Below are 20,850 nucleotides of genomic sequence, written 5' to 3' on the forward strand. Positions count from 1 at the left end.
GACCTCCCGGGCGCTTTTATTTAGTATCTTATTGAAACCTGATACCTAATCCAAACTGCCAAACCTGGTTGCGGTAATCTGGTATAGGAGAATTTTCATCATACGTATTCGAACTAAGGTCGAGCACATAGCGGCCGTGTATGTACACGTTCGGATTCAGATCGACACTTAGCCCTATTACACCGGCAACATAGCTTTTATTATAGTTGCTGTTGTAGTAGGTTTCAGATGATACATTAAAGCCATCATTGAAAGTGCTCGTACTCGATACCAGGAAATTAAGCTGAGGACCCACCACGAAATTCAGCCCGCGTACCAGCCTGAAATTGGCCAGCAACGGAATATCGATATAGTTGTTGCGCTGGGTAAAAGTTCCGTCGGCGGTATAGCCTTTATATCCTTTCTGAGAGAAAAGCACCTCGGGTTGGAACGACAACGGATAAACCAGCGGAATGGTGGCCGAGATACCGGCATGGAAACCTAAGATATTATCAGTACTGTAACCGGCATCATAAGAATCGATGGTGTTAGCAATGCTTAATCCGCCCTCGATACCTACTTTTGGGGTGTAAAAATCACCGTATCTGCGTGCCGGCGGCGGGCGACGGTGCACACGGCGGGGTGTGTAGTAATTTTGGGCGAAGACGGTACCTGTAGTGAACAGGCATATCGCCAGGAATAAGATTCGTTTCATCACAATAAATCGTTTTATAAGTTAATGTTTGTTTTTAGAGTGATAGATAGTGGTTAGGGTTTAGTTTGGGCCTCGATTTTTTTTCGTTTAAGTTGAAATTGTTACAATAAATGCACCCCCGAAACGCTGTCAAGTTTTGTAACCCGTGCAGGAACTTCGATCAATTCAATTACATTTGAAGTTTATGAAAGTACTTTACCGGTATCTTATCTATTCTTTATTTGCGTTGATAGCCATTCCGGCCGCAGGGCAGCAAAAACAAGGTTATATAGCATCGCTTGGCCGTCCGAACCATTGGGTTGACTCGGTTTACCGCAAACTCAGTAAAAAAGAGCGGATAGCGCAATTGTTTTTTGTGCGGGCCCATACCGATAAAGGGCAGGCTTATGAGGACTCAGTTGGCTATGTGATCAAAAACGAACAGGTTGGTGGCCTGGTATTTTTCCAGGGTGGCCCCGTGCGGCAGGCCGGATTGATCAATCGTTACCAAAAACTAGCCAAAGTGCCGTTACTTATTGCGCAGGACGGTGAATGGGGACTGGGTATGCGGCTTGACTCCACTATTTCCTACCCCTACCAGATGACACTCGGCGCCATCAGTGATAATGCCCTTATTTATAAGATGGGGCAATTTGTAGCCTACGATTTTAAGCGAATGGGGATGCAGATGAACCTGGCGCCCGATATGGATGTAAATAATAACCCAGATAATCCGGTGATAAACTTCCGCTCCTTTGGTGATAATAAATATAACGTTGCTGCCAAAGGCATTGCTTATATGAAAGGTATGCAGGACGGCGGCATACTAACTACGGCCAAACATTTTCCTGGTCATGGGGATACGAATGTCGACTCGCACCTCGACTTGCCTTTATTGCCGTTTGACCGCAAGCGATTGGATACGCTGGAGGAATACCCTTTCAGGCAGGCAATAAAAGCGGGCATCAGTGGTGTGATGATAGCCCACATGGACATACCTGCGCTTGATTCAACCAAGAATCTCCCGTCTACTTTGTCAAAACCCATCGTCACCGGCAATCTGAAGGATTCACTCGGGTTTAAAGGCCTTATTGTTTCCGATGCGATGGAGATGAAAGGAGTACTGAAATATTTCCCTGACGGGCAGGCCGATGTTCGCGCGTTTTTAGCTGGAAATGACATCATTGAGTTGTCAGAAAACTCGGAGCGGGCGATAGGTTTGATAAAAAAGGCCATCAGGAAGGACGGGGTTACAAAAAAGGAATTTGAGGCACGGGTAAAAAAGATACTTGCGGCAAAATATTGGGCCGGGCTGAACCATTACAAGGATGTATCTGCAGATCATCTCATCGAGGACCTCAACCGCGGGAGCGCAAAAGCCCTGGTGCAGCAGTTATGCGACAACGCCGTGACTTTGTTGAAAGGGGATGGATCGACACTCCAGTTGAACCCTCTTCAAAAAACAGCAATCATCAGTGTAGGAGTAACCCAGCCTACAGTTTTTCAGCGGGAATTATCACAGCAATGGTACCTGAATAGCGACATGTATATTGTCGGGAAAGCGACCTCAGCTGATCAATTGCTCGACCTGCTGGTGAAACTAAGACAATATGACCAGATTTTTGTGAGCATTAATGATACCCGCCCGCGGCCGGCAAGCAAGCTGGACTACAGTAATGGGGTAAAATTATTTATCTCGGAGTTGGCGTCGTTCCAACATTCGGTTATTTGTGTATTTGCCAATCCGTATACCATAGCCGGTTTACCAGGTATCGAGAAAAGCGGGGCGTTGATAGCCGGTTATCAAATGTCGGACGAAATGCAGCGTTCGGTGGTAAAAGTAATTACGCGATTGATCGATCCTAAAGGCCGATCGCCGGTGCGGATAAACCAGTTTTTTCCGTCAGGTTCAGGTGTGACATTAAGGTGATAAGCAGAGCAAGGCCGGCCTCTTTTTTTCGTTATCTTTACTAATACAATATGCAATCTACTCCCAATAAATACAACGAAAAATTCCTTGAAGCATTAGCCCGCCTGAACCCCGAGCAACTTGATGCTGTGAACCAGGTGGAAGGGCCTGTGCTGGTAGTAGCAGGCCCCGGAACGGGCAAAACACAGATACTGGCAGCCCGTATTGGTAAGATACTTTTAGAGACTGATGCCAGTGCGCACGAGATATTATGCCTTACCTACACTGATGCGGGCGCTGTGGCCATGCGCAAGCGTTTGTTCGAATTTATCGGGCCGGAAGCATACCGCGTTAACATTTATACCTTTCATGCTTTTTGTAACGAGATCATTCAGGAGAACCTGGAATATTTCGGCAAGCTGAACCTGGAGCCCCTGTCTGATCTGGATTCGGTATCGCTTTTCCAGGAATTGGTCGACGAATTTCCAAACGACCATTTGCTGAAGCGCTTTACCGGGGATATTTACTATGATGTGCCGCGGTTGAAAAATCTGTTCTCAGTAATGAAGCGCGAAAACTGGAACGAAGAAATGATCGGCAGGGCTGTAACTAATTACCTGGCCGACCTGCCAACCCGCGATGAATACATTTACAAACGGGCAAACGCTGTAAAAGGGATAAGAGCTGGCGACCCGAAACAGAAAGACCTGGATGCGGCCCGGGATGTGATGACCAAATTACTGGCGGCGGTTAGCGAGTATCAGCGGTATGACGCCAAGATGAGGACGCGCGGCTTCTATGATTATGACGACATGATCATTTGGGTGCTGAAAGCGTTTCGCGAGAATGAAGAAATGTTGCGCAAATACCAGGAGCGGTATCAGTATATTTTGGTGGACGAGTTCCAGGATACCAGCGGTTCGCAAAGCGAATTGTTGAAGTTCCTGTTGAACTATTGGGAAACGCCCAATGTATTTGTTGTAGGCGACGATGACCAATCGATATTCAAGTTCCAGGGTGCGAATATGAAGAACATCGTCGATTTTTGGAACGACTATGCAGGGGCTTTAAAGACGGTTGTTCTTAAACATAATTACCGTTCCAACCAGCATATCCTCGATATATCCAAAGCGCTCATCGGCAATAACCGGGAGCGGCTTACCGGGCAGCTCAACCTTGATAAAAACATTCAGGCAGCTCATCTGCGATTTAACGAACTGTCGGTATCGCCATCGGTGAGGGAATATGAGAACCCCGCACAGGAATTGGTTCATGTGGCAACGCAGATCAAACAGTTGGTTGACGGAGGTACTTCGCCCACAGAGATAGCAGTTATTTACCGCAACCATAGCCAGGTTGAGGAATTGCTGCATTACCTGGATACTAAGAAGATCGCGGTGAACACCCGCAGAAAGATCGACATCCTGTCGCTCCCTTTTGGCGAAAAGATCATCAATATTTTACGTTACCTGGCTATGGAGCTTGATTCGCCCTATAGCGGGGACGAATTGCTGTTCGAGATCATGCACTATGATTTCTTTGGTATACCGCCTATTGAAATTGCCAAAGCGAGCATCGCTGTAGCAACTGAAAATTATAAGACATCCAATAACGGGGAGCCGAAAACATCGCTCCGGCGTTATATAAGCGAGTTGCGTGCTCCAGCACAAACCAACTTATTTGATAAGCCGCAGAACCAGGAGATGCGGTACCTGATGACGTATATAGATGACCTTTTAAAGGCCTCGGTAAGCGTTACGCTGCAGCAACTATTCCAGGAGCTGATCTCGAAAATGGGGATTCTCCGTTATATTATGAAGCAGCCGGATAAGGGCTGGTATATGCAGGTGCTTACCAATTTCTTCGACTTTTTGAAAGACGAAAGCCGCAAAAACCCCGACATCAGGGTGAAGGATTTGGTTGCAATCATCGATCTGATGAAAGAAAACAATATCCGGCTGCCTTTAACACAGGTGATCTATTCGGATAATGGCGTGAATTTCCTGACGGCACATGGTTCCAAAGGACTGGAATATGAGCATGTATTTTTAATAGGCTGCGACAAGAAAACCTGGGATAGTAAAGGCCGGAACAGTGGCTTTAATCTGCCTGATACACTAACGCAGGCGCCGGACGATGACATTGCCCAAAAGGAAGAATCGAGGCGCTTGTTTTATGTAGCGCTGACCCGCGCCAAACAGCATCTTAATATTTCCTACGCATCCAAAGATAAGAATGGGAAGGATCAGGAGGCCTCGCAGTTTATAGGTGAAATATTGGCCGGAACCCACTTAGCGGTTAACTATCCAAAACCAAACGAAGGCGATATGCTGGATTTTTACATGACACAGTTCAGCGAGGAAGATAAGCCAAAGGTGGAGTTGATCGACAAAAATTACATCGATCAGCTACTACAAAACTATACACTTTCTGTTACTCACCTCAGCAACTACCTGGATTGCCCGTTGCGGTTCTATTTTCAGTGCCTTATCAGGGTGCCATCCGGCAAAAGCCCTTCTGCAACGTTCGGCTCGGCGGTGCACGATGCTTTAAAAAAGGCATTTCGCAAGCTGAAAGATTATGATAATGAGTTTCCCACCACCGAAGAGTTTATAAAAGATTTCAGGGCTTATATGTACCGCAACCGTGATTCATTTACAAAGGATGAGTTCAAACTGCGGTTGGATTATGGAGACAAGATATTGCCGGACTTTTATGAAACCAATATTCCGCAATGGAATAAAGTTGCATTAGTCGAGCTTTCGATAAAAAATATCGAAATAGACGGTGTGCCGGTAAAGGGTAACCTGGATAAGGTTGAATTTACTGGTAAACAGGTAACCGTGGTTGATTATAAAACGGGCAAATACCGCAACGCAAAAGATAAACTCTCAGGGCCGAGTAATAGCCAGCCTAATGGCGGCGACTATTGGCGGCAGGCAGTATTTTATAAATTGCTGATAGAAAATGACCGTACGAAAGACTGGCAGGTGACCGGCACCCAATTTGATTTCATCGAACCGGTAAATGATAATCAATATATCCATGAGAAGATCTTGATATCGACGGAAGATATGGACGTTGTTCGAAGCCAAATAAGTACGGTTTACCAGAAAATACTGGCACATGATTTTAATACCGGCTGTGGCAAGCAGGAATGCGATTGGTGCCATTTTGTTCGTAGCAATTTTAATCAGGTGGGAGATGTTATGCAGGAAGTAGAGGAAGAATGATTTCGGATTTTCGGAGGTTCGATTTCGAATTCAGCGCCTTTCGTTACAGGTATTTTAGAGGCATACACCCTAAGTTTCCTTTAACGGGCCTATTGAATTAATTTATCTGATATGAAATTTTTTAAGTTGATACTATTTTTTATGATTTCGGCGCCCGCCGTGGCTCAAACCACCATCAGGCAGGATGCAGCTATTAAGCAGATGACAGATGAGGTGTCTTCAAAAAACATTGAGGTGATCATCCGCAAGCTGGTAAGTTTTAAATCGCGGCATACTTTGGGCGATACTGTCAGTAAAACAACGGGCGTTGGCGCTGCGCGCAACTGGATAAAATCGGAATATGAAAGATACGCCGCCGAATCGCACGGACGTATGACCGTCCAGTTCGATACATTCACCCAGCCTAAAAGCGAACGAGTGAACCAACCTGCACATTTAAAGAATGTGCTGGCTATATTGAAGGGCACTGATCCCAAAGATACCAGGGTTTATATCGTCTCGGGGCATTATGATTCGCGCATGTCGGATGTGATGGACCCCAACGGCGATGAACCCGGAGCAAACGATGATGCCTCGGGTACAGCAGTTTCGATGGAACTGGCGCGGGTAATGGCTCAAAGGCAATTTCCGGCTACTATTATTTTTATGGCCGTGGTGGGCGAGGAGCAGGGTTTATATGGCTCGACACATGTTGCCAAACGCGCTAAAGCTGAGAATTGGAACATCGATGCCATGCTGAACAACGATATTGTTGGCAATACTCACGGAATGGATAATGATCTGAAGGATAATACCAGCGTACGGGTATTCAGCGAAGGTGTGCCAACCGCCGCTGCTGCAAATCAGCGTCAAATAGCGAGCTTAATATCGCTGGGAGGCGAGAATGACAGCCCTTCGCGCGAACTGGCCCGTTATATTAAGGAAACGGCTGAAAGGTATGTCGACAATTTGAACGTGAAGCTGATCTACCGCCGCGACCGCTACCTGCGTGGCGGTGATCATATACCCTTTTTGCAGCAAGGCTATACTGCCATTCGCGTTACTGAGATGAACGAAGACTTTACACGCCAGCATCAGAATATCCGCACGGAAAATGGTGTGGATTATGGCGACTTACCCGATTTTGTTGATTTCAATTATGCGCAGAAAGTAGCTCGTATGAACCTTTCGGTTTTGGCCAACCTTGCACTTGCACCTGCTGAACCTCAGGATGTGGGTGTGATAACCAGCGGACTTACCAACAAAACGGAATTGAAGTGGGATGCGCCCAAAGAGGGCAAGAAGCCGGCGGGATATTATGTGCTGATGCGTGAAACCACCAGCCCTTATTGGGAGAAAAAATTCTATGTCACGGATACGCATACTATCCTGAATTATTCAAAGGATAATTACCTGTTTGCGGTGCAGTCTGTGGATGCCGAGGGGCATGAGAGTTTGCCGGTTGTGCCAAAGCCGGTGAGATAATTCCGATTTCGAAAATTTGTTTATCTTTGATTTAACACCTGGCAATTATCACATGGCATTTGGTTTGACCCCCAAATTTGAACAGTCGTTAGATTTAAACGGCATAAATCCTGAACACTATCTTGTAATTGCACTTGACGCAGCGAAACAACTTGAGTGGGACATTAATTACAGCAGTAAAAGTGGTTTTGTAAGTACTGTCGGCGGCGGACTATTTTCCAGTACAGAGAGATTTACCGTTGTTATAAAAGATGACACTGTAATACTAAAAAGTGAGAACGTTGGCGGAGGATTATATGACTGGGGAAAAAATCAAAAGCATGTCGAGGCTTTTATATCGACATTTGATATTTTAAAAACCTCGTTGTCTGAAGCCGAACTTGAAGCAAAAGTGAACGACGTAATGCCGCCACTGAGAGCGTATGAAGAAGATATACATGCAGCGCCCCCGGAAACAGCTGCGCAAAAATTCAAAGGATTTCTTTCACTTTTTACACCGAGAGATGGTTATTACATCACCCCGATAATTATCAATATTAATATAATCATATTTATTTTGATGACAATTTCCGGGATTAGCGTGTTTGAACCACGTTCAGCAAGTTTGGTCACCTGGGGTGCCAATATCGGCGGACTTACATTGGCTGGAGAATGGTGGAGGCTGATCACCAGTACATTTTTGCATATTGGTATATTTCATATCGCGTTCAATATGTTTGCCTTGTTGTATATTGGCGTATTGCTGGAGCCTTACCTTGGCAAGCTCCGTTTTGCTACGACTTACCTGCTTACAGGGCTAGCCGCAAGTCTCACCAGTATCTCGATGCATCCCAATACTATCAGCGCCGGAGCGTCAGGTGCTATATTTGGTATGTACGGTGTTTTCCTGGCTCTTTTGACCACTAACATTATTGATAAAAAGACACGTAGCGCATTGTTAACAAGTATCGGGGTATTTGTGGCTTATAATTTGATGAACGGTATGAAGGCAGGTATTGACAATGCTGCGCACATGGGCGGATTGGTAACGGGACTAATAATTGGATATGCTTATTACCCTTCGCTGAAAAAGCCTTCCTCAAAAATTATCGAATACATTTCCGTAGGCGCGTTAACAATAATTGTACTGACAGCCTCAATTATAGTATATAACCGTATCCCGAACGATGTGGGAAAGTATGAAGCAAAAATGAATGCTTTTGCTAAGCACGAGGCGCTGGCATTGGAGGTTTTCGATATGAAAGGTGCCTCTGACAGTGCGATACTCTCTGCGTTTAAAGATAAAGGATTACCAAATTGGAATGCTAATTTGCAGATACTTGACGAAGCAAGTAAATTAGATGTACCCCTGGACCTGGTTTATCGGGATGCGTTACTGAGAGATTATTGTAAAATGCGGATAAAAAGCTATAAAATTATTTGCCGGGCAATTGGAGAGAAAACGGACAAGTATAATTCTTCGATTGATTCTTGTAACAACCAAATAAAATCAATGCTGGACAGTTTAAAAAAGTAGCGGGTCACTATTTCACACTCTTCTTCAGCACAATAAAGTAACCCAGTATATAAACTGCAACAGCCACAATAAGGCTTACGCAGATGTCTTTAGTAAACAGGTCGACAGTGATGTGTGGAATACCCTGTCCATTATTATTGCTATTATCGGGTTTCAGGCTCTTTATAGTCAGCATGGCATTGGAATAGGGGAACAGGTAAGTATATTTCCAGCCGACGTTGGCCATGATGATACCCGATACAGTGGCGACAAAACCAATACCCATCGGTTTAAGAAAATCGCGGAAAAGAAGGCTCAATAAAAATTGTATGGATAGTATTCCCAGACCAGATAAAAGCAATTTGAAATAAACCTGCAGCAGTGTACTTTCGATATGGTACTCACTGAATTTTAGTTGGGGTTGAATTACGCCTAATAAATTACCGAAACCCAGGGTAAAAAGCACGAACAGCGCAAGACATAATATGATAAGAAAAAGTGCGTAAAGATATTTGGCCGAATAAACCGACCATTTGGATAAAGGTAAGCTAAACAGCGTTTTCCATGTTTCCGCTTTGTGTTCGATGTTGTTTACCGAATATGCCTCGAAAACGATGAGCATGGGTAACAATATTGAACCCATTACAACCAATACCGGCGCTGAAAATTCGAACCAAAGCATGGCACCGGGAAGCTTTGATAGTTTATCGCTATGGCTGAAAAAGCCAATAGATATCATCAGGCAAATAACGAAGGGTAAAATCACAGCACTCCAGAAAGCCATAGTTTTACGTGTTTTGTAAAACTCAGACCGGAACGATAGTATAAATCCTTTCATTTGTTCAGGCTTTTTGGGTGATATCTAAGAATAGTTTTTCCAGGTCCTTTTGTACTTTTTGGATAGCGAATACCTGGAAATTGTTACGATTCAGAAGTGCATTGATCTCGCCCATCTGTATCTTCGAGATAAAAGGCATAGTTAAATGGTCTTCTGTAATATCATTGATGGTAAGTCCCTGTTTTTTCAGAAAATTAGCGGCATCAACGGTGTTGGCAACTTCTACCTGTATTTGAGGCTGACTTATTGCCTCCAGATCCTTGATACTGCCCTGGAAAAGCAGTTCGCCCCTGTCTATAATACCCACGTGGGTTGCCATCCTTTCTACTTCGGCCAGTAGATGGCTCGAAACAAAAACGGTCTTCTTATATTGAGTAACCAATCGTATCAAAAGCTCACGAACCTCGATGATCCCGTTCGGGTCGAGGCCGTTGGTTGGTTCGTCCAATATCAACAATTTAGGGTCCGATAGCAATGCGAGGGCAATCCCTAACCGCTGTTTCATACCCAACGAATATTTACCAGCCTTTTTATTGGCAGCATCTTTTAAATGTACCAGTGCCAGCATTTCGTCAACCCTGCCTTCTGGAACCTGTAATAACAGCGCCCGGTTCATCAGGTTTTCCTTCCCGGTCAAATGACCGTAAATGGCTGGTTGCTCAATAAGAGCGCCTATCTGCGACAGGATATCGATACGATTGCTTTGCAGGTCCTTATCAAAAATACGAATGCTGCCCAAATCTGTTTTTAACAGGTTGAGCAGCAATTTTATGGTGGTGGTTTTACCGGCTCCGTTGGGCCCAAGGAAACCGTATATACAGCCTTCCGGCACCTGGAGGGATAGTGATTTGACAACCTGCTGGCTGCCAAAATTAAAACTTAGTCCCTGGGTATCAATTACCATACTTTTTCTTTGGCAATTGAGCAAACAGTTTTTACGAGTGTTACACCTTTATAGAAAAGTGAAGTAGCCTGTTCGGATGTTTGGCCGATAGTTGTTGAAACCTTTTTTTGCTGAAACTGGTAGCCTACCCCCATCACTAAAGCAAATACCACGGGTAGCAGCAGCAGGATAAATGGATTCGAGTTTGTAATCAGCTTTTTCATTGTGAGTGTCATTTTTGATAGAACAAAGGAATAGCTAATTTTTTATCTGCTAAAAAGTATTAGACCAACTGACCGGAATTGTAGATGAACGGCCCTTTTTTTGATTTTTGGCGTTGATCGGATATAATTGGCAGTTCATCGGAAAAAGCAGCAATTAGATATAAATATTAAGGTATAAACAGCATAAAATATTACATTAGTTGCAGTGAAAAAAAATTGGATCATATTCTGGCACATCTTTTTTTGGGTAAGTATTATCAGTTACTTCGTATACCTTACACTGGATAATTCTAAGGTCACCACGAAAGAACTTATAGTTATCTTCGGGGTATTCAGTGCGGTCAACATAAGCCTGTTCTACCTCAATTATCTGTACCTTATCCCCAGGTTTCTTGACAAAAAGAAATACAGGAATTATGCATTCGCACTGATCATCTGCATTGTTGTTTTTGCCTTATCAAAATATTGGCTGGCAACCACGTTTAAAGAGATAGTTCTGCTTCACGGGGGTAAACTAACGCCTTTCTGGTCCTATTTCATAAGTTCGGCTTTAACCAATGTGTTTTTTCTGTTCCTTAGCACGGCCCTTAAATTTGGCGTCGATTGGTTTTTGAATGAACGGGTGCGTAATGACCTTGAAAATCAGCGTCTGGCGGCGGAGCTATCTTTCCTGAAATCGCAGGTGAACCCCCACTTTTTGTTTAACTCGCTCAATAGCATTTATTCGCTGGCTTACCAGAAATCTGATGCCGCACCCGAGGCTATCTTAAAGTTGTCGGAGATTATGCGGTATATGTTGTATGAAAGCAACGATGGTAAAGTTGACCTGGCGAAAGAATTGCAATACCTGCAGAATTATATCGACCTGCAAAAAATACGTTTCGGTGATAAGGCGTTTATCGACTTTAAGATAACCGGAGAAGTTGGCAACCAAAAGATAGTACCTTTGCTGCTGATCGCATTTATTGAAAATGCCTTTAAACATGGGGTGGCCAATGACCCATCGATACCAATACGCTTGATGATAAACCTGGATGGGGTAAATCTCCATTTCTATATCGAGAATAAAAAACACGCAAATAACAGGGATATTGAGAGCGGGGTGGGTTTAAGCAATGTACAGCGGCGGCTGGAGTTGCTTTACCCCGGCAGATATAAACTGGATATACAGGACCGGCAGGATATTTATACCTGCGAACTATCATTAGTTTTGTAACATGATCAGATGCCTTGTAGTTGACGACGAGCCGTTAGCGCTGCACATACTGGAGGATTATATCTCCAAGATGCCTTTTTTGGAGTTAGTGAAAGTAACTACCAACCCGATAGAGGCGCTACAAATAGTGCAGGCCGGCGGGGTGGACCTGGTATTCCTGGACGTACAGATGCCGGAACTTACTGGTATACAATTTCTGCGTATAGCCAACGGTAAGTCTAAAGTAATACTAACAACAGCCTACCCGCAATATGCGTTGGAAGGCTATGAGCTGGATGTGATCGATTATTTGTTGAAACCCATTGCGTTCGACCGGTTCTTTAAATCGGTACAAAAGGCCCAGGCTATCATAGAACCGACCGGCAAACCCGAGGCCAAGGCTGAGCAACCGCAACAGCGGGACCTGCTGAGCGATTTTATTTTTGTTAAAACCGAGCACAAGATACAAAAGGTATACCTGAACGATATCCTTTTCATTGAGGGCCTGAAGGATTATATTTCCATATTTACACCATCAGAGCGTATCATTACCTTGCAGAATATGAAAAAGATGGAAGATGCGCTACCCGAAAAGTACTTTATCCGCGTACATAAATCTTACATCGTATCCATTAATAAGATCGACAGCATTGAACGCAGCCGCATTTTTATAGGTGATAAGATAATACCTGTTGGGGATACCTACCGCGATGAGTTCTTCAAGATAGTTGACGGGAAGAATATCTGAGATTCGAATTTCTATTGAATTTTATTGCCCCAGCGCCTTTTTGATCGCCGCTTCGCATTCTGATACAGATTCATCCACAGGCCGGCCTGTGGGCTCGATAGGTGTTAACACCTCCCACGACATTGCCGTAAAGGTATTTAATGGATATTGCCCGTAGCGAACCATTTTCCAGGAGTTGTTTATAGCGATAGGTACCAGCAAGGCTTCCGGACATTTTTTTAGTAAAGTAGCCACGCCTGCGGCCTGGAAGGTTTTTACTGTGCCGTCTTTGGATCGTGTACCCTCCGGGAATATCACAGCGCCCCATTTGTTTTCTTTCATGCGGGTGCCGAGCTTGCCAATTTCCATAATGGATTGGCGGGGGTCTTTGCGGTCGATATTAGCCGCCCCGCCATGCCGCAAATTATAGGAAACCGAAGGAATGCCTTTGGTGAGCTCGACCTTGGATATAAACTTGGCGTGATATTTTCGCAAGTGCCATATTAATACCGGGATATCGTACAGGCTTTGGTGATTGGCTATAAAAATAATGGGTCGGCCAATAGGGAGGTTTTGTTTATTGGTGAATTTTACGGTATTGCCCAGTAAATAATAACTGGCCGTAAGCAACGAGTTCATCACATCAACTATCCACTTATGCGCCCGGTAACCGAAAGCGTTGAAACATAGCCATTGTACCGGATGAAAAATAACCAATATCAACCCAAACGCAACGTAGTGGATAGGTGATAAAATATAGCCGAATAGTTTTTTCATTCGGCGGTAAAGTTAACAGTTAGTTGATTAAGTTGAATGAGTAAAATCGTTGATCAGCTTGAAGGCTGACCAACCCAATCAACTTATTCACTCCTCAGACTTTTTACCGGATTAGCCAACGCCGCTTTGATGGTTTGAAAACCAGATGTGAATAATGCGGTAAGCAGCATGCCCGCTCCGCTTATAGCAAATATCCACCAACTTATAGCTGTTTGGTCGGCAAAGCCCTGCATCCATTTGTTCATAGCATACCAGGCTATCGGACTTATGATCACAAATGCCAGCACAATGAGCCATACCAGTTCGGCTGAGAGCAGTGTAGCTATTTGTGCAACCGAAGCGCCCAGCACCTTGCGTACGCCTATCTCTTTAGTGCGTTGCGTGGTAGTGTAAATAGCAAGCCCGAGCAACCCCAGACAGCTTATCAATATAGACAAACCGGTGGCCCAGGTTAATAAGGCCGAAGTATGTTGCTCGTTAGCATATAACCGGGCAATGCTTTCGTCAAAAAAGCTGTATTCAAAATCATCTTCGGGGTAGATCTGCTTCCAGGCTTTTTTCATTGATGCAATGGCAGTTTTCCATTCATCGCCGTTTGCGGTTTGCGGTTTCAACGCGATGTGGAATGTGCCATTAAAATAAAAGTTGGTGCTGGTCATGATGGCTACCGGTGCAATGGCAGCATGTACGGATTCCGCATTAAAATCGGCCACCACGCCGGCTATCTGCATATCACCGGCATTGCCGTTATATTTACTGATCACTTTGCCGACAGCATCCTGCGGTGTTTTAAAGCCGAGCTGCTTAGCCAGCGTGTTGTTGATCAGGAGTGCTTTTGAAGTGTCGCCGGGCATCAGGTTACGGCCCGTTAATAATTTAATATGATAAACTTTGATGTAGTTCTCGTCGCCGAACCTCACACCAAAATTTTCCAATTTGATCTCTTTTTTTCCATCGTTATAAGTGGCCTCGGTCGAAAACAGGTCGCCCGCAGCCGGTGCGTCGCGCCCCATACTTATGAGTTGGATCTGCGGAATGGCCCTGAACTTGTTCAGAAGTACCTCGTTCAACCGCTCCTGCCTGTTTTTCCAGGGCGAATTGACGATCAGGATAGCATCTTTTTTAAAACCAAGATCTTTGTGGATCGCATAGTAAACCTGCTTACTCACCAGGATAGTCGCCATAATAAAAAACTGGGCGATAGCGAATTGAGTTACCGTTAAGGATTTACGCAGCATAGCGCTCCGGGTTTTGTTACTATTACTTTGTGTTTGGTTTTTAAGTACCGACACGGGCTTGTAACCTGATAGCACAAGGGCCGGGTAAAAGCCGGATAGCAGGCTTACAACCACCGTCAGCAAAGCCAGGAATAAAAGTATACCCGGTTGGCTGAACAGGTTGGCATTTACACCTGCCGGAATAAAGCCGGCAAATAATTTCAGTATCACCGGGGCCATCGCTGCTGATATGATGACGGCTACCAGGGTAACAAGGAATGTTTCACTCAAAAACTGTAATACCAATTGCCTGCGGGTGCTGCCCATAGTTTTGCGGATGCCGATCTCTTTGGCCCTTTGTGCCGATTGTGCGGTTGTCAAATTGATAAAGTTGATACAGCCAAGCAATAACAGGAATAAAGCAATGCCGGATAATTCGAGCAATGTCGTTTTATCCGCCACCCGACCGTTAAAAGTTCCGTAAAGGTTATTGAAATGGATGTCGGCCAGTGGTTGCAAAGCAAATGTCTCTGTCACGCCAGGCCTGGTTTTGTAATTTTTTTTCATGATATCGTTCAACTGCCGTTCAATACCTGTCGTAGCGGTTTGCGGCGCCAATTTTACAAAAAGCTGGTACTCGGGACTTGTACCGCCCCAGTTATTCAAGCGCAATTGCTCTTTGATGGACGGATTCGAAAAAGCGGTAGGGAAAGAAATGAAATCATTAAAAATAAGATCGGTGTTTTGTTTGACGGTTTGAACGATACCGCTTACCGTGGTTTTTAAAGTATCGTAAATCACAGTTCGCCCAAGCATTTGGTCGTAACTGGTGCCGGGGAAATATTTTTCGGCCTGTTCAGAAGTTAATACCACCTGGTAAGGCGCTGCCAATGCGGATGATGCAGAACCGGCGAGCCATTTGTATTCGAACAATTTAAAATAATCGCCGTCGGCTACGATGACATTATCCTGTAACTTAAAACGGGCTGACTCCTTACTTCCATTGGGAATAACTACGTTCGGTTGAAATAACCTGAAAATGGGTGCAACCTGCTGTAGTCCGGTCACCTGGGTTTTAACGGCCCATGGCAATGGTCCGCAGACACCAGCATTATTGCCGGGTGACCCCTGGAACGAAAAATTAGTTACTACCCTGTAAATACGGTCGCCATCCTTATGAAATTTATCAAAAGTAAGGTCGAAATGTACGATAAGGTAAATAACCAGCGCCGCGCTTATGCCGATAGATAAGCCGATAACATTGATAAGCGTAAAAAGCTTATGCTTTAAAATGCCCCGGTATGCGATCTTAAAATAACTCCTGAACATATAATTGCGATTTAATTTATCATTGGCCCACATTGTTGTGGTTCCCTGGTACGAAATTATTGTTGCAAACCGAGGTTGTTGTCCTATGTTATAAAGTGGGAGTTCTTTTTTCAGATTGGCTTTATACTCTGCCGGGCTTTTACCTGTCCGCTCCTTAAAGATCCGGTGGAAGGCACTTTTTGAGTTAAAGCCGCAATCGTAGGCAATGCCCATCAATGTTAAATGGTCATAAGCAGGCTCCTGCATTTTATGCACAACCTCCGTAACACGGTATTCATTAATAAAATCGCTGAAGCTTTTTCTGAGCACCGTGTTGATGATCCGGGATAATTCATGCGTATGCAGACCGAGCTTTTTAGCAAGCGAACTTAAACTGAGCTCCGGGTCCTGGTAATAGCGGCTTTCCTTAACTACCTTCTTCAACCAGATGCCTTTTTGCTTTAGTTCGGCCGGTGGTAATGGTTTTAAAACTGGTGTTGTAGTTGCCGGTGAATCAACTTCCGGCCTTACAAAGGCGCTAACAGCCATCCAAATGATCGTTGCCCCCAAAAGGAGGTATAAGGGATAATAATTCTGAGCGCCCCATTTGTAATGGTAGTAAAAATAATCAACCGCTGTAAAAGGTATCCACAACAACCACAACAAACCGAAACCTGTCAGTGACTTATGCAGCCACTGCAGTTCATAACGGTACCGGTCGCCACCATTAAATTTCAACTTTCGATAAAAGCGTTCGATCAGCGTGAGGCACCGATATAGATAAATAACAACAGAAATGAAAGTTAGCAACTGCAAGCCGCGGTTCAATTGCTGAATGATCAACGTATCATAAACGGAGGTACCTGCTTTTATACGCTCTTCGATCTCTAAAACGTAAGCGCCGGACTGCAGCACCAACGGACTAAAATGCAGCAGGTCGCTGCGTCTGATTTTATAATCCGGGTGTGTTATTTTTCGTACGTAAAAATAGATGAGAGGACCCAACGCCAGCGAAAATTGCAGCGGCAGCCGGCTCCAGTTAGGGATGTATGTCCCAAGCCTGATGTCGATACATAGTATCCGGGCAATGGACAGCATAGCGATGCCCAGGGCTAATGCAAGAAACCGGTTTGCGCCCCGGGACTTTCGGGTAAACCATAACAATAATGCAAAAGTCAACCCGACGGGTATAATTACCAGGAAAGCCAGGTCGTACAGGCTGATATGGAACGTATATGGGTTCAAATAAAAGTCCCCTCCTGGATGCTCTCCACTAATTAGCGGAAAGATTTTATTTTTTTCTAAAATACAAAATCCTAATTCCTAAACGCAGTCCCTGATTATTAATGCCTAATTACCGGCTAACTACTCACAAATCACTCGCTCCGCAAACTCTTCACCGGGTTAGCCAATGCTGCCTTAATGGCCTGGAAGCTTACGGTTACCAGCGCGATCAAAATAGATAACGCCCCTGCTATGGCAAACATCCACCAGGTAATGGTGATCTTATACGCAAAAGCCTGCAACCACTTGCTCATGGCCCACCAGGCAACCGGCGTGGCAATGATGAAAGAGATAGCAACCAGTTTCACAAATTCTTTAGAAAGCAAACCAACAACGCCGGCAACACTGGCTCCCAGTACCTTGCGGATACCAATTTCCTTTTGGCGCTGCTCGGCGCTGAAGGCAGCCAGGCCAAATAATCCGAGGCACGAGATCAGGATGGCCATTATTGTGAATGAGTTGATGATCTGCGACAGGCTTATCTCGGCCTCATATTGCTTTTGCACTTCTTCGTCCAAAAAGGAATACTCAAAAGGTACACCCGGCAAATCCTTTTGCCAAACAGATTCTATATGGCTAAGCGTAGTTTTATAATCTTTACTGGCAGTAGCCACTGTTATAAACGAGAATGCATTCGGGTCGCCGTTGTAAAACAGCATAAATGGACGTACTTCGCCATGCAGCGAATTATAATTAAAGTCTTTCATCACCCCGATCACGTCGACATAAGAAACCGGTCCGTTAAGATATTGGCTGTATAATCTTGTTCCAGGAGCTTTGGCAGGATCGAGGCCAAGCCTTTTGCATAATGTTTCGTTAATAAGCGTTTTTAAAGTATCCTTTACCCTGAAGTCGCGGCCACTGATGATCTTGATGCCGTTAGCCTTGATGAATTTTTCGTCGGTATCCATGTTCTGTGCATCAATAGCATTGGCGCCGTTGCCTCCCGCAAGGTAAACCCCGTGATCCCGCCCAACAAACTGGCTGAGGTAATTATTCGAACGGCTTACCGCTTTTACATCTGACAATTGCTGAAGATCATTGGCGAAAGCAGTCATTTTTTGCTGGGTATCACCGGTGTAGAAACTGAATATAAGCCTTTGGCTTTTATCAAAACCCAGATCTTTATTTTTAATATAGTTTAGCTGGCTGTAAATGATGATAATACCCGTTATAAGTATTATGGAAAGTACAAATTGGAATACCACCAGCGACCGCCGAATACCCGAAGCAGAGATCTGGCTGGTGAAATTGCCCTTCATCACTTTAATGGCCTCGAAAGCTGAAAGGTAAAAAGCGGGGTAACTGCCTGCAACTACGCCTGTAACAAAAACAACGGCAATAAGCATCACCCAGATACTGTAATGGTTGAGGAAAGAAAATTGTATGTCGGTATTGGTAATTTGATTTAGATATGGCAGCGCAATATACATCAACGGAATAGCCAGTATTACACCTATTAGCGACAGCAAAAACGATTCGCCCAGGAATTGCCTGATTAGATCGCCCCGGCCGGCTCCTACAACTTTACGCACCCCCACCTCTTTGGCACGTTTTGACGCCCGTGCGGTAGAAAGGTTCATGAAATTGATGCAGGCTATCAACTGTATCATGACGGCTATCAGCGCTAAAATATAAAGCAGCGAGGGACTTATCGTTTTGCTTAATTCAACTTCGTAGCCGGTAGTGGTGTGAACAGAGGTAATAGGCTGCAGATGCAACACTTTGGCCATGCCGAGGGCTTTCAATTGCTGTGCGCCGTGCTTGTTCAGGAAATCCGGAAGCTTCTTCTCAAGCGCTGTTGCACTTGCTCCCGGGCGCAATTTGATGTACGAGCATGCGAGGTTATAACCCGCCCACGCAGTATTATCCAATACAAACTGGCCAAAGCCCCCGCTGCGCATGGTCACAAATAGGTTGGCTTTAATGCTGGTTTTCCCAAGACTTTCATCCACTACTCCGGCTATTTTAAAATCGTGTTTGCCGAAGCCGTTATCAATTGTAATAACTTTGCCTACCGGATCGGTATTACCAAATAATTTGTCGGAAACGGGTTTCAAAAGCACAAGAGAATAGGGTTGCGCAAGCAGGTCGGATGTGTTTTTACCGTATACAAAATGATAAGTGAATACGTCGAAGAATGTAGAATCGACATACACCAGGTCTTTTTCGTAAAAAGATTTCTCTTTGAATTTCACCAGGTTTTTGCTGTTACCAAGCAAACCCGTCGGTATCAGGCGTGTAAACTGAGCCACTTCTGGGAAATCGTTCTTAATGGCCGGTGCGATTGGCGGCGACGCGGTCGAATTGTTGTGCTTATCGCCGGTGATTTGAAGCGATGATGTAACGCGGTAAATATCTTTAGCGTCGTTGTGATGTTTATCATAGCTATATTGGTCTTGCACATACAACAATATATACAGGCAGCAAAGGGTGCCGGTAGCAAGACCGATAATATTAATAAAGCTGAATGTCTTGTTTTTCAGCAAAAAACGAAGGGCGGTTTTGAGATAACTTTTGATCATGGTTTGCATTTCAATGGTTCACATGTTCATTGGTGGTTGCATGTACCTTTAATTCGGAACACTTTGAGTAGCGTTCGCCAAATAAGTGCCAAACAGTTATCTGGTTGTTATTCAGTATTTTGCGACCATTTTTTGAAAATTTCCTGTCCGGTTTTGATACAGCTTGTGTGCGATTATGAGGTAGAGTGCAACAGCTTAAAGTGGGTTACCTCCCCAACTACAGTTCGTTTTCCAGGATCATTACTCTCAATCGTAAAATGGCAGCCACGGTAATGGCATCAGTTATGCTGCCATCGGTCACCATCCGGTAAGCCTCCTCAAACGGTATTTTTTTAATGACAAGTTGTTCCGTATCCTCTGGCTCTGCTTCAAATTGCTTAAGTTCACGTGCCAGGTAAATGATGCATAACTCGTCGCTAACTGAATTGGAAAGGTGCATCCGCTGCAATTCGGTCCAGCTACCTGCTTTTAACCCCGTCTCTTCCAGCAATTCGCGTTTGGCGGAATCAAGGGGGGAGGTGCCAAGCGGGCCGCCGCCCTCGGGTATCTCCCAGCTATATTGGCTCAATGGGAAACGGTACTGGCCCACCAGGTAGGTATTCATTTCTTCATCCAATGGCAAAACACCAATAGCAGTATTTTTGAAACGCACTTTACCGTAAATACCTGGATTGCCTGATGGGTTAATGACCTGGTATTCGGTGAGGCCGATCCATTGATTATCATAAACATCTTTTTCAGAGACTATTTGCCAGGGATTTTCTTCGGGATGATGCATATCGCAAATGTAGCAAGCCGTATGAAAATAAATTTGCAATGTTGTAACTTTATCGGTGGGCTATCATCCAAATATTGTTATGCGTTACTTTCTCTGTATCATATTTACACCGCTTGCTGTGCTCACCACAGGCCGCATAGGCGCGTTTATACTCAGCTGCATCCTTACTATTTGCTTATGGATACCTGGCGTGATCCATGCCATTTTGGTAACCAACGATTATTATGAGGAAAGGCGTCACCGGCAGATGATACGTGCAGTGCGAAGAAGCGGCAGGTATTAAGTGGCCTGTTTGATTTTATTGCAGCTCACGCAATAAA

General features: G+C 44.6%; 15 protein-coding genes. 7 read left to right on the top strand and 8 right to left on the bottom strand.

All coding sequences use genetic code 11. The features are described 5' to 3' along the window. Nucleotides 1-28: 28 nt before the first annotated feature. A complete protein-coding gene (locus VL525_RS11175; RefSeq protein WP_325386478.1) occupies nucleotides 29-694 on the bottom strand; it encodes a porin family protein in 666 nt (221 codons plus the stop codon). Between the two features lie 184 nt (nucleotides 695-878). Between VL525_RS11175 and VL525_RS11180 the strand changes: the two genes are divergently transcribed. The 4 genes from VL525_RS11180 to VL525_RS11195 all read left to right on the top strand — a co-directional run bounded on the left by VL525_RS11180 (nucleotide 879) and on the right by VL525_RS11195 (nucleotide 8,795). Further along, nucleotides 879-2,603 carry a glycoside hydrolase family 3 protein gene (locus VL525_RS11180; protein WP_325386480.1) on the top strand — a complete coding sequence of 575 codons (1,725 nt, stop codon included), beginning with the start codon at nucleotides 879-881 and terminating at the stop codon, nucleotides 2,601-2,603. A 50-nt stretch (nucleotides 2,604-2,653) separates the two neighbouring features. Further along, on the top strand, nucleotides 2,654-5,815 hold the full coding sequence (locus tag VL525_RS11185; protein WP_325386483.1) for an ATP-dependent DNA helicase: 3,162 nt from the start codon (nucleotides 2,654-2,656) through the stop codon (nucleotides 5,813-5,815). Between the two features lie 111 nt (nucleotides 5,816-5,926). Next, nucleotides 5,927-7,279: a M28 family peptidase gene (locus tag VL525_RS11190; RefSeq protein ID WP_325386485.1), complete on the top strand. Its 1,353-nt coding sequence runs from the start codon at nucleotides 5,927-5,929 to the stop codon at nucleotides 7,277-7,279. A 52-nt stretch (nucleotides 7,280-7,331) separates the two neighbouring features. Beyond that, nucleotides 7,332-8,795, top strand: a complete 1,464-nt coding sequence (locus VL525_RS11195; protein WP_325386487.1) for a rhomboid family intramembrane serine protease — start codon at nucleotides 7,332-7,334, stop codon at nucleotides 8,793-8,795. 7 nt (nucleotides 8,796-8,802) lie between these two features. On the opposite strand, the gene VL525_RS11200 is transcribed toward VL525_RS11195, so the two are convergent. From VL525_RS11200 to VL525_RS11210, 3 genes are read right to left on the bottom strand one after another with little or no spacing between them, the layout of a single operon-like run. Next, nucleotides 8,803-9,612 carry an ABC transporter permease gene (locus VL525_RS11200; RefSeq protein ID WP_325386489.1) on the bottom strand — a complete coding sequence of 270 codons (810 nt, stop codon included), beginning with the start codon at nucleotides 9,610-9,612 and terminating at the stop codon, nucleotides 8,803-8,805. A 4-nt stretch (nucleotides 9,613-9,616) separates the two neighbouring features. Continuing rightward, nucleotides 9,617-10,516 (bottom strand): ABC transporter ATP-binding protein, encoded by a 900-nt coding sequence (locus tag VL525_RS11205; protein WP_325386492.1) that lies wholly within the window; start codon nucleotides 10,514-10,516, stop codon nucleotides 9,617-9,619. Beyond that, nucleotides 10,510-10,719: a hypothetical protein gene (locus VL525_RS11210; RefSeq protein ID WP_325386494.1), complete on the bottom strand. Its 210-nt coding sequence runs from the start codon at nucleotides 10,717-10,719 to the stop codon at nucleotides 10,510-10,512. The genes VL525_RS11205 and VL525_RS11210 overlap by 7 nt, the downstream gene beginning before the upstream one ends. A gap of 205 nt (nucleotides 10,720-10,924) precedes the next feature. Here VL525_RS11210 and VL525_RS11215 point away from each other — a divergent pair, with 205 nt between their 5' ends. Next, the gene (locus VL525_RS11215; RefSeq protein ID WP_325386496.1) at nucleotides 10,925-11,935 is read left to right on the top strand and encodes a sensor histidine kinase; all 1,011 of its coding nucleotides are present in this window, start codon (nucleotides 10,925-10,927) and stop codon (nucleotides 11,933-11,935) included. Nucleotide 11,936: 1 nt separating this feature from the next. Then, nucleotides 11,937-12,662 (top strand): LytTR family DNA-binding domain-containing protein, encoded by a 726-nt coding sequence (locus VL525_RS11220; protein WP_325386498.1) that lies wholly within the window; start codon nucleotides 11,937-11,939, stop codon nucleotides 12,660-12,662. A gap of 21 nt (nucleotides 12,663-12,683) precedes the next feature. Here VL525_RS11220 and VL525_RS11225 read toward each other — a convergent pair whose 3' ends face one another. The 4 genes from VL525_RS11225 to VL525_RS11240 form a co-directional block, all read right to left on the bottom strand. Further along, nucleotides 12,684-13,418, bottom strand: a complete 735-nt coding sequence (locus tag VL525_RS11225; protein ID WP_325386500.1) for a lysophospholipid acyltransferase family protein — start codon at nucleotides 13,416-13,418, stop codon at nucleotides 12,684-12,686. An 83-nt stretch (nucleotides 13,419-13,501) separates the two neighbouring features. Beyond that, nucleotides 13,502-17,188, bottom strand: coding sequence for an ABC transporter permease (locus VL525_RS11230; RefSeq protein WP_325386502.1), 3,687 nt, complete (start codon nucleotides 17,186-17,188; stop codon nucleotides 13,502-13,504). A 131-nt stretch (nucleotides 17,189-17,319) separates the two neighbouring features. After that, on the bottom strand, nucleotides 17,320-19,752 hold the full coding sequence (locus tag VL525_RS11235) for an ABC transporter permease (RefSeq protein ID WP_325386504.1): 2,433 nt from the start codon (nucleotides 19,750-19,752) through the stop codon (nucleotides 17,320-17,322). Nucleotides 19,753-19,969: 217 nt separating this feature from the next. Next, nucleotides 19,970-20,530, bottom strand: a complete 561-nt coding sequence (locus tag VL525_RS11240) for an NUDIX hydrolase (protein ID WP_325386506.1) — start codon at nucleotides 20,528-20,530, stop codon at nucleotides 19,970-19,972. Nucleotides 20,531-20,609: 79 nt separating this feature from the next. On the opposite strand from VL525_RS11240, the gene VL525_RS11245 reads away from it, so the two are divergent. Then, the gene (locus VL525_RS11245) at nucleotides 20,610-20,813 is read left to right on the top strand and encodes a YqaE/Pmp3 family membrane protein (protein ID WP_325386508.1); all 204 of its coding nucleotides are present in this window, start codon (nucleotides 20,610-20,612) and stop codon (nucleotides 20,811-20,813) included. Nucleotides 20,814-20,850: the final 37 nt, after the last annotated feature.

Origin of the sequence: Mucilaginibacter sp. (assembly GCF_035492695.1) — a bacterium.
Lineage (GTDB): Bacteria > Bacteroidota > Bacteroidia > Sphingobacteriales > Sphingobacteriaceae > Mucilaginibacter.